Origin of the sequence: Chengkuizengella axinellae, assembly GCF_030730905.1 — a bacterium.
Classification (GTDB): Bacteria; Bacillota; Bacilli; order Paenibacillales; family KCTC-33759; genus Chengkuizengella; species Chengkuizengella axinellae.
Genome location: NZ_JAVAMP010000010.1, coordinates 36842 through 47914, shown reverse-complemented (window position 1 = coordinate 47914; position 11073 = coordinate 36842). Strand labels below are relative to the sequence as shown.

11 protein-coding genes and 1 tRNA gene are annotated in these 11073 nt (G+C 35.9%); 2 read left to right on the top strand and 10 right to left on the bottom strand.

Translation table 11 applies throughout. The features are described 5' to 3' along the window. Positions 1-13: 13 nt before the first annotated feature. From Q5Y73_RS17190 to Q5Y73_RS17180, 3 genes are all read right to left on the bottom strand, one after another. Positions 14-1195, bottom strand: a complete 1182-nt coding sequence (locus Q5Y73_RS17190; protein ID WP_305993148.1) for a phosphoglycerate kinase — start codon at positions 1193-1195, stop codon at positions 14-16. A 104-nt stretch (positions 1196-1299) separates the two neighbouring features. Continuing rightward, on the bottom strand, positions 1300-2304 hold the full coding sequence (gene gap, locus Q5Y73_RS17185) for a type I glyceraldehyde-3-phosphate dehydrogenase (protein ID WP_305993147.1): 1005 nt from the start codon (positions 2302-2304) through the stop codon (positions 1300-1302). 76 nt (positions 2305-2380) lie between these two features. After that, positions 2381-3403, bottom strand: a complete 1023-nt coding sequence (locus Q5Y73_RS17180; protein ID WP_305993146.1) for a sugar-binding transcriptional regulator — start codon at positions 3401-3403, stop codon at positions 2381-2383. A 368-nt stretch (positions 3404-3771) separates the two neighbouring features. On the opposite strand from Q5Y73_RS17180, the gene Q5Y73_RS17175 reads away from it, so the two are divergent. Continuing rightward, positions 3772-3846: transfer RNA gene (locus Q5Y73_RS17175), tRNA-Arg, on the top strand. A 159-nt stretch (positions 3847-4005) separates the two neighbouring features. Further along, complete coding sequence (gene clpP, locus Q5Y73_RS17170) at positions 4006-4590, top strand: ATP-dependent Clp endopeptidase proteolytic subunit ClpP (protein WP_305993145.1); 585 nt, start codon at positions 4006-4008, stop codon at positions 4588-4590. A 275-nt stretch (positions 4591-4865) separates the two neighbouring features. Here clpP and Q5Y73_RS17165 read toward each other — a convergent pair whose 3' ends face one another. The 7 genes from Q5Y73_RS17165 to Q5Y73_RS17135 all read right to left on the bottom strand — a co-directional run bounded on the left by Q5Y73_RS17165 (position 4866) and on the right by Q5Y73_RS17135 (position 10889). Next, entirely contained in the window at positions 4866-5627 is a 762-nt protein-coding gene (locus Q5Y73_RS17165) for an SIMPL domain-containing protein (RefSeq protein ID WP_305993144.1), read from the bottom strand. A 64-nt stretch (positions 5628-5691) separates the two neighbouring features. Beyond that, a complete protein-coding gene (locus tag Q5Y73_RS17160; RefSeq protein WP_305993143.1) occupies positions 5692-6441 on the bottom strand; it encodes an SIMPL domain-containing protein in 750 nt (249 codons plus the stop codon). Positions 6442-6706: 265 nt separating this feature from the next. Further along, positions 6707-6976: an HPr family phosphocarrier protein gene (locus Q5Y73_RS17155; protein WP_305993142.1), complete on the bottom strand. Its 270-nt coding sequence runs from the start codon at positions 6974-6976 to the stop codon at positions 6707-6709. A gap of 127 nt (positions 6977-7103) precedes the next feature. Beyond that, positions 7104-8033 carry a DNA-binding protein WhiA gene (gene whiA / locus Q5Y73_RS17150; RefSeq protein ID WP_305993141.1) on the bottom strand — a complete coding sequence of 310 codons (930 nt, stop codon included), beginning with the start codon at positions 8031-8033 and terminating at the stop codon, positions 7104-7106. A 5-nt stretch (positions 8034-8038) separates the two neighbouring features. Continuing rightward, entirely contained in the window at positions 8039-9013 is a 975-nt protein-coding gene (gene mgfK / locus Q5Y73_RS17145) for a gluconeogenesis morphogenetic factor MgfK (RefSeq protein ID WP_305993140.1), read from the bottom strand. A gap of 12 nt (positions 9014-9025) precedes the next feature. Continuing rightward, positions 9026-9910: an RNase adapter RapZ gene (rapZ, locus tag Q5Y73_RS17140; RefSeq protein WP_305993139.1), complete on the bottom strand. Its 885-nt coding sequence runs from the start codon at positions 9908-9910 to the stop codon at positions 9026-9028. A 22-nt stretch (positions 9911-9932) separates the two neighbouring features. After that, positions 9933-10889 carry an ROK family glucokinase gene (locus tag Q5Y73_RS17135; RefSeq protein WP_305993138.1) on the bottom strand — a complete coding sequence of 319 codons (957 nt, stop codon included), beginning with the start codon at positions 10887-10889 and terminating at the stop codon, positions 9933-9935. Positions 10890-11073: the final 184 nt, after the last annotated feature.

Below are 11073 nucleotides of genomic sequence, written 5' to 3'. Positions count from 1 at the left end.
TGAATGAACAGGTTTATTTATCGTTTAAAGCAACTACACCTGGCAGTGCTTTTCCTTCCATAAATTCAAGAGAAGCGCCTCCACCTGTTGAAATGTGATTCATTTTGTCAGCAAAATCAAACTTCTCTACTGCCGCTGCAGAATCTCCTCCACCGATTACAGTGTAAGCATTCGTCTCTGCACATGCTTGTGCTACAGCTTTTGTACCATGTGAAAATGGTTGGATTTCAAATACACCCATTGGTCCATTCCATACCACTAATTTAGAATTCAAAATAATTTCCTTATATTTTTCACGTGTTTTTGGTCCAATATCAATACCTTCCCAATCCGCTGGTATTTGATCATTGTCCACAATTTTTGTGTTTGCGTCTGCACTAAAATCATCAGTAACTACAACATCAACAGGAAGATGGAAATTAACGCCTTTATCCTTCGCTTTTTGAATAAACTCTAAAGCAAGATCTAACTTTTCATTATCAACTAAAGAATTACCGATCTCGTTTCCTTGTGCTTTGATGAACGTATAAGCAAGTCCTCCACCAATAATGATGTCGTCAGCAATTTCTATCAATTTATTGATAACATCAATTTTATCCTTTACTTTAGCTCCACCTACAATAGCAGTAAATGGACGGTCTGGATTATTCAATGCTTTACCCAATACTTCCAGCTCTTTTTCCATTAAGAATCCTGCAACAGCTGGGATATGCTTTGCTATACCTTCAGTCGAAGCATGCGCTCTATGGGCTGCTCCAAAAGCATCGTTCACGTATAAGTCTGCTAACTCTGCAAAGGCTTTTGCTAGTTCAGGGTCATTTTTTTCTTCACCAGCATAAAAACGTGTATTTTCCAGTACAACAATTTCGCCATTATTTAATTTATCAATTTCCGCTTGGACCGCAGGTCCAAACGCTTCATCCAGCTTTTTCACTGGTTTCTCAAGAAGCTCTGATAAACGTTCTGCAGCAGGAGTTAAACGCATTTCCTCAACTACATTCCCTTTTGGACGTCCCAAGTGACTTGCAAGTATTACTTTTGCTCCTTGTTCTACCAAATGCTGAATCGTTGGCAAAGTGGCGCGGATACGAGTATCATCCGTTATGTTGCCATCCTTTAAAGGCACATTAAAATCAACACGTACAAATACTTTTTTTCCATTTACATCTACATCGCGAATACTTTTTTTATTCATAAAGATAACCTCCTTATGTATTTTGAACAAGCTCTATAATTTTAGGATTGGGAAAGAGGAGAAAATCATACTTCTCCTCTTTTTTTATCTCAATTTATTATTTTTTATAGTCCTTTGTTTGCAACATAGCTACAAAGATCAACTACACGACAAGAATATCCCCATTCGTTATCATACCAAGAAACAACTTTCACCATGTTGTCTCCAACTACCATTGTAGAAAGTGCATCAATTGTAGAAGAAGCAGGATCACCATTGTAATCGCTAGATACAAGCGGCTCATCTGAGTAGTTAAGAATTCCTTTTAGAGGGCCTTCTGCAGCAGCTTGAAGCGCATTGTTTACATCCTCAACTGTAACGTTTTTCTCCAATTCAACAACTAAATCTGTTACAGATACGTTAGGTGTTGGTACACGCATTGCCATTCCGTTTAATTTTCCTTTTAATTCTGGTAACACAAGAGAAACTGCTTTTGCTGCTCCCGTTGTGGAAGGAATAATGTTCTCAGCAGCTGCACGTGCACGACGAGCATCTTTATGAGGTAAATCTAGTGTGTTTTGGTCATTTGTGTAGGAGTGAACTGTTGTCATCATTCCTTTAACAATACCAAAGTTGTCGCTAAGTACTTTTGCAAATGGTGCTAAACAGTTTGTAGTACAAGATGCGTTAGAAATTACTGTATGATTCGCTGGATCATATTGCTCTTCGTTAACACCTAGAACAACAGTTACATCTTCGTTTTTAGCAGGTGCAGAAATAATAACTTTCTTCGCTCCACCTTTTAAATGTGCTTCTGCTTTTGATTTCTCTGTGAAGATTCCTGTAGATTCAACAACGATCTCTACTCCGTAATCTCCCCAAGGAAGATTTCCAGGGTCACGCTCTGCAAATACTTTGATTTCTTTTCCGTTAACAACTAATGATGCTTCTCCCACTTCAACTGAAGCGTCTAATCTTCCATGAGTTGTATCATATTTTAAAAGATGTGCAAGCATGTTCACATCTGTTAAATCATTAATTGCAACAATTTCAACCTCGGGATTGTTTAATGCAGCACGGAATACGTTACGTCCTATACGTCCAAATCCATTAATACCTACTTTTACCATAATAAAATTTCCTCCTTAAAATTTAAAAAAATATTATATTTCAAGATGGCTTATAAGCACATCATGAGTCACAAATTTACATTTTTTCTACCATTTTCACAGCGGCGCCTTCATCGATAATTAGAACATCCTCATGTCCAAATTTTAATACAGCAGATATAGCTTCAGATTTACTACTTCCACCTGCAACTCCGATGACAACTTCTGTTTGTTCAATATCTTCAATTCGAAGACCAATTGTAGGGATTTGATGAACTACTTCTCCTTTATCATTAAAGTAGTACCCAAAAGCCTCTGCAAGTGCCCCTTCGGAATCAAGTATACGTATGGTTGTTTCATCTACTTTACGCCTTTCAGCCATAACCATAGCTTCACCTATTCCATGAACAACCATGCGGGACTTTCGTATAACATCAATAATTTCTTTAATATTAGGTTCTTGAATTAATGATTGATATGCGTCCTCACTTAGATGGTCTGGTACATGAAGCAAGCGGTATCCTGCACCTGTCCTTTTAGCCATATTTGAGGCTATCGTATTGGCTTGAAGTTCAAGCATTTCACCTAATCCGCCTCTGGCAGGAACAAATAAATTCCCTTTTAAATGAGTTGATGCCGATAATTGATTTGCAATTTCTGAAGTCGTTGAGCCACCAGCCACTGCAATAATATCTTCTTTTGCAGCGTATTTGAGTAACATCGCTGCTCCAGCACGACCCAATTCTTTTTTTGTGTATTCTGAGAAGTCTGAATCTCCTGGAACTATAACAACCTGTTTTAATCCGTATCGATTTTGGATTTGCTCTTCTAGATCAGTTAATCCTAATAGCTCTTTCATAATGGGACGAAGCTGGTCCATAAGCTGTTTTCCAGAATCACTTATTCTCATACCTATAGTCTCAATTTCTAGAAGTCCTTGTTCCTTCAAAAAATTAACTTCAGCTCTTAACACTCTTTCTGTCATATTCAACGATGAAGCTAACGTTCTTCGACCAACTACACCTGACAATAATATGTGATGTAAAATCGTATACCGTTTATTTAAAACTTCCGTTAAATCAGGCAATAGCTGTTTTTGAATGTCTAAAATTTTTCGCAAACTTGCTCACTCCAAATCGATTCTCCTGTATTAACATTCCGTAAAACCTCATCTTATATTACACTTTCATTAGAAATGAAGTCTTACCAGATTTTAAATAATACTGGACAGGTTTGACCAAACCTAATTAATTAAACCATGTTTTGCATATTTGGACTTTATATGTCCCGCATAAACATTTTAAGTCCCACTATGGTAAAAAAATAAGCGGCTTATTTGCCTCGATGTCATTATAACTCTTTAGCGGAAGAATGTAAAGATATTAAACACCTATATAATATATTAAATGAAGAATATAAATGCTGTTATGAATTTAATTGATTTTATGGCATGCATATCATATAATATCTAGTACTATGTGTTTTTTTGCGCTCGTGGTCCAATGGATATGACGCAGGTCTCCGGAACCTGAGATCGAGGTTCAATTCCTCGCGAGCGCGCCAAACTTAAACCAGTAATATAATCTGCTATTCCAATTGAGTCAAAACATTTTTTTTGATCTTTGTTTGACCTTCCTTGACCTTTAGTATCATTTTAAGTTATGATGTATATTACATGATATTTATTTTAAACTTAATTATAAATTAGGAGGTATATATTTTATGAATTACGTACCTATGGTTGTAGAACAATCCAATCGTGGAGAGCGCGCATACGATATTTACTCTAGACTTCTTAAAGATCGTATTATATTTCTCGGTAGCCCCGTAAATGATGCTGTATCTAATTCCATCATCGCACAGATGTTATTCCTAGCTTCTGATGATCCAGACAAAGATATCAGCTTGTACATTAATAGTCCAGGAGGTTCTATTACGGCAGGTATGGCCATCTATGATACTATGCAATTTATTAAACCAGACGTTTCTACGATCTGTGTTGGTATGGCAGCATCCATGGGTGCATTCCTTTTAACAGCTGGTGAAAAGGGAAAACGTTATGCTTTACCAAATAGTGAAGTAATGATTCACCAACCGCTTGGTGGTGCAGAAGGTCAAGCTAGTGATATAGAAATTAGAGCAAAAAGAATTATCAACATGAAAGACAAATTAAATCGTATTTTAGCTGATCGTTCAGGTCAAACTTTAAAGAAGATTCAAAAGGATACAGACCGTGATTATTTTATGAGTGCGGATGAAGCCAAGGAATATGGTTTAATTGATGAAGTGATTGAGAAGATAAAATAAAGCTTTAAATGAAATAAAGAGGCTGGGACAAAACCCAGCGAAAATGAATAAACCGCATGAAATCAAATTTATAAACCTTGATTTCATGCGGTTTTAATTATGCTTATTGTACAAAAACCAGCTAGATTTCAACTTATGTCCCAGCCTCTTTATTTTTTTCTATTCTTCCGGGAGATAAATTGAGCTGGCATTCACTGCTACGACCATAAATATTCCACTAGCTAAAGCTAAAACTTAGAACTGTACCTAATTTTCTTTTCATCTTTACCCCACGATTAAAATTCGTATTGAACTGTAACTTGTGTTTTAATACTAATCTGTCCTGTTGAAATGGAAGTAGGTGCAGCTTCAGATTCAAGTGCATACATTTTAGCAGTTGCACCATAGAGTGGGTCTATAGATGAAGCTCCGCCTTGAACTACATGCACGATACCTTTAATTGTTTTATTTTCAGTCTTTGCAATCGTTGCTGCTTTTTCTTTTGCATTTGCCATTGCTTTTTCAATTGCTTTTAATTCATACTCATCTGCTTTTTCTGTTCCAAACTGAATATTGTCTACTCGGTTAACACCTGCTTTTGTAAGATCATCTACCAGCTTACCAATCTCATCAATGTCTCTATAAGTGATTTGCAAGCTGTGGCTTGTTTTGTAACCTAACAATTTTGGTTCTTTGTCTTGTATATACTGATATTGAGGCTGTACATTATATCTTGCAGTTTTCACATCTTCCTCATCCAAGTTATATGTTTCATACAACACTTTCTCAACGTCTGCCATAATTTTTGCGTTTTCATTCTGAGATTGTTCAGCTGTCTCTCCCTTTGTTTCAACTGTTACTTGAACATAAGACACATCAGGGTCCACCATGATTTCACCATTACCTGTAACTGTTATCGTTTGGTTGTTTGCACTCCCATTCTCCTGAGCCTTTACATTCCCATTTACATTAGTGGGTTGAAAAAAACCAATCCAAGCTGCAGCTGCTAATACTACTGTCAATAAAATAATAGATAATTTTTTACTTGTCATTTGCATTGTCACTCTCTCCTTATTTCTTTTATTTTAAAACCTCTATGCTTTGCTCACTTTTGTGAGTATATCAGTATTCATATTGAACACTTACATTCGCTGTAATTTTTATCTGTCCACTTGCTATTGAAGTATTATTATAAGCATCATATGATAATTCTTGAGATGCAAAGTTGATCGGACTATCGAATGTAGGATTTCCTTGTACAACATGGATGATTCCTTTAATCGTTTTATTTTCAGATTTTGCAATCACACCTGCTTTCTCTTCTGCATTTGCCATCGCGTTTTCAATTGCAGCTAATTCATATTCATCTGCTATTTCCGTATTGAAGCTGATATGATCCACTCGATTCACACCTGCTTTCGTTAAATCATCAACTAATTCTCCAATTTGATCTATGTTTCGATAAGTAATCTGTAAAGAATGCTTGCTTTCATAACCTAGTAATTTAGGAGCATCTTTTTCAGTATACTGATACCTAGGATAAACATTAAAACTTGTTGTTTGTATATCTTCGTCTTTTAGTTTATAAGTATCCAATATGACTGACTCCACTTGTTTAATGATTTTAGCATTTTCTTCTTGCGCTTCACTTGCTGTATCTCCTTTTGTTTCTACTGCTATAGTCACAAATGCAACGTCAGGATTTACTGTTATTTCTCCTTCACCTAAAACCGTAATCGTATTAAGCTTCTCTTTAATATCTTCTGCTTGCACTCTACCATTTACATCTTTAGTTTGTAATAACACAAAATAAGTGAGTGCAACTAACGAAACCAGTAATAAAGCTGTTATCCGTTTCATTGTCATATTCATCGTAACATTTTCTCCTCTGTATTTTATTTTCAAACTCATAGACGATAGGTAATAAGTAAAGGTTGCAGTTTATACATAAAAAAAGAAATCACCTAGTGGTGACTTCTTTTTGATTTTATTGCCCTTAAAGATGTCGTCAAGTCCTTCATCTAATATGGGATCATAGATTAGGAGTTTAATATTGTAAAAAAACCAGCATATAAACTCCCTAATGAGAAGTTGAATACTGGATTTTACCTTTTTATTATTTCATTATTTCATTATTTCACTGAGTGTCTAATTCTTCTTTGCTGCATAAGTCAACTAGAGCGTTTACAGCTTGTTCTGCGTCAGAACCTCCAGCACTAATATTAATTTCCGTACCTGAACTAATGGCTAAACTCATAATTCCCATAATACTTTTTGCATTTACTTTTTTATCATCTTTTTCAACAAAGATTTCTGAAGAAAACTTATTAGCTTCCTGTACAAACAAAGCAGCTGGTCTTGCATGTAATCCTGTTTTTAATTTTACAACGACCGGGTGATTTACCATAACTACTTTACCCCCCTATATACAACTTCTATAAAATATATTATACCACTATTAAGATTTTAATTCTATAAGTGCATGTTCAAAAAGTTCTGTTCTATTTCAATTGATGAAACTCTTGAAAACTGCATTATGAATGTCTAATCTGATCTGCTATCTTGTCTATTTTTCTTAAGCGATGATTAACACCTGATTTACTAACCTTATCCCTCAGTAGTTCTCCTAATTCTGTTAGATTTAAATCTGGGTGCTGTAATCTTAATTCCGCAACTTCTTTTAATTTCTCAGGCAAATGATCCAATCCCATCGTTTCCTGAATCAACTTAATGTTATCAATTTGTCTCATGGCAGCGCCGATGGTCTTATTTAAATTTGCTGTCTCACAGTTCACCAATCTATTTACAGAGTTACGCATATCTCTCATAATCCGAACATCTTCAAACTTAAGTAAAGCTTGATGTGCACCTATGATATTTAAAAAGTGGATAATTTTCTCGCCTTCTTTAATGTAAAAAATAAAACCCTTTTTCCTCTCAATGCATCTTGCATTCAATTCAAACTCATTGGCTAAATCACATAACGCATTACAGTGATCCTCATACATGGATGCAATCTCAAGATGGTAGGATGAGCCTTCAGGGTTGTTTACCGATCCACCCGCAAGAAAAGCACCTCTTAAGTATGATCTTTTACAGCACGTGTCTTGAATGATTTGTTCATCAATATTGGTTTTAAAAATAAAACCCTCTGAAACTATGCTAAGCTTTGACAATAGCAATTGAACTTGATCAGGTATACGAACAATATAAACATTATTTTTCTTTAATCGCATTTTCTTTTGAACTAAAATTTCAGTATGAATGTTAAACTGCTTTTTAATTAAAGAATACATTCTTCGAGCGATTGCAGCATTCTCTGTTAAAATATCCAACACTACTCTTTGATTGGTTATTTTAATTGTCCCATTCATACGTATTAAAGCGGAAAGCTCAGCCATTGCACAATTGCGATCCACTTCAATCATGGTTAGTTCTTTTTTCGTTTGTGCCGCAAAGGACAAACGAATCACCTCTTCCTAGACATCCAACGTTCAACTAAATGGAAAATATGCATGCTTAATTTTTCAGCATCATGCCTTAAATAGGTTCGATATAAAACAAGTTGATCAGAAATCACTTCAAAACCGTTTTTCACTATCTCTTCTAAATCTAACTTTACTGGCACAGCACCTTTTTCAGCATATTTTTGTTGAACATGTGGTGGAATATCTTCATTATTTACAATGACATAATCAAAAATATGAGTTCCTACATGCCGGTAAATGGATTGCAAATGATCATTCACACTATAGTTATCCGTTTCGCCTGGTTGTGTCATCACATTACTGACATAGATCTTGATCGCAGTGGATTGAATGATAGTATCCGAAATTTGTGGAACTAAAAGATTAGGAATGATACTTGTATATAGGCTACCTGGTCCGATCAAAATAGCATCTGCTTCCTTAATCGCTTCAATTGCTTCTTGTAAAGGAGTAACTTCACTTTTGTCTATAAAAACTCGGTTGATCTTCTTTCCAACTTTAGGGATTTGAGATTCTCCTGTGACAATAGACCCATCTTCCATTTCTGCTTTCAAAACTATGGCCTGACCTGACGCAGGCAGAACTCTGCCTCTAACGGCTAAAACTCTACTCAACTCTTTAATCCCTGTCACAAAATCGCCTGTAATATCCTTCATGGCAGCAAGGATTAAATTCCCCATGCTATGTCCAGCTAATCCAGTACCAGTTGTAAATCGGTGAGATAATACTTGAGATAAAATAGGTTCTGCATCAGCTAATGCAGTAATTACATTACGTATATCCCCTGGAGGAGGAATTTGCATTTCAGATCTAAGAATTCCTGAACTGCCTCCATCATCCGCTACGGTTACAATCGCTGTAATATCGAGCGGCTTTTTTTTCAAACCCCGCAGCATAACAGAAAGACCTGTGCCGCCACCTATGACAACAATTTTAGGAAGCTGTATGTTATCCATTATGCGCTCCCCCTAATGATCTCGATGTGAGTCACGATGACTTACTCTAATACGTTCAGATTCGCTATTGCTTATCATTTTCCCTAAGTATTCTGCTATAGCAACGGATCGATGCTTTCCTCCAGTACATCCAATGCCGATTACAATTTGACTTTTACCTTCTTTGATATATTGAGGAATCAAGAATTGCAATAAATCTAGTAATTTTGTTAAAAAGGTTTGTGTTTCATTCCACTTCATGACATAGTTATAAACATCTGTATCTTTCCCTGTTTTTGGTCTAAGATTCTCAATGTAATGTGGGTTAGGCAAAAAACGTACATCAAAAATTAAATCAGCATCAATAGGTGTACCGTACTTATAACCAAAGGACATCACATTAATATGAATTCCATCCTGTTTATTTTCTGTAAAACTAGATGAAATCTTCTTTTTTAACTCGGCTAATTTTAAATGGCTCGTATCGATAACCAAGGTAGATGAACCTTTTAATTCTTCAAGCAATTTACGTTCCATTTGTATTCCATCTAGGGGTAACCCCTCAGGTGCTAAAGGATGACGTCTTCTGCTCTCTTTGTATCTTTGTACAAGTACAGTATCTGTTGCATCTAAGAATAGAATTTCACATTTTATTGTATAATTATTTTTGATATATTTAAGAGAATCAGATAAAGCTTCAAAAAACTCTCTTCCTCTTAAATCAATAACTAAGGCAACTTTTCCAATTCTACCATTTGATTGTTCGATCAGTTCAGCAAACTTAGGAATTAATACAGGAGGTAAATTATCAACACAGAAAAAACCTAAATCCTCTAAACATTGAACAGCTACCGTCTTACCTGCACCTGACATCCCCGTAATAATCACTAATTTAGCTATATGAGTAGAGCTCTCCATCTTTCCTCCCCCTTTAGAGAAGCTAAATTTTAAATAAGTTCAAACCTGCAGCACCGACGATACCTGCATCATTCCCAAGTTTTGCAGGAACAATATCTACACCTTCTTGCAATGCACCCGGTGTAAATGTCTTAAAGTTTTCTCGCACTTGATCAAATAAAATATCCCCGGCTTTAGACACCCCACCGCCTACAATAAATCGTTGAGGGTTTAAAACAACCGCAAGCGCAGACATCGACCTTCCTAAATAATATGCAGCTCTTTTTACAATTCGAATAGCAACTTCATCATTCACTCTTGCAGCATCAAATACATCTTTCGCTGTAATCGTCTCAAGCAAAGACAATGAAGTTCGATCTCCTCTTTCCACTGCATCTTTAGCCATCCGTATGATTCCTGTTGCAGAGGATACCGTCTCAAGGCAACCTTTTTGTCCGCAACCACATTGAATAGCCTCTAAATCAGGCACAACCGACATATGTCCGATTTCCCCTGCCATTCCATTAAATCCTTGATGTATTTTATTTTCTATAATAATTCCGCCGCCAACACCAGTCCCTAATGTATAACAAACAACGTCTGACACACCAGCACCAGCACCAGCACCACTCCATGCTTCTCCTAATGCAGCAACATTTGCATCATTATTTACAATCACTGGTTTTCCTATTTTCTCTTCTAAAACATTTTTTACATGGACATTTTCCCAACCTAAATTAGCTGCTTTTTTTACAAATCCATTTTTATCTACAAATCCTGCGATCCCAGCTCCAATACCAGCAACATTGTCCCAACTGTATGTGGAGGACTCAACAATTTTTTTTACATAGGTATTGATATTATCTGTAACTAGTTCGTAACCGCCCTCAGATTCCGTAGGACCCTCATAAGTTTGAACTAGCTTGCCATCCTTGTCACAAATTCCTACTTTGACAGTTGTTCCTCCTAAATCTACACCTATATAAATTTGCTCTGACATTCTTTACACCTCGAATTTTAATTTTATTGAATTCAATTTTCACTTGATTCTATATTTAAAAAAGTTCCATTTTCAGCGTTTTTTACGGTTTATTCAAACAATCTTTTACCTCCAACTATAAGCTATGCATTAAACTAGGTCAAGACACCATCTGCAGCAAAAAGCACTATGGTCTATATTACCA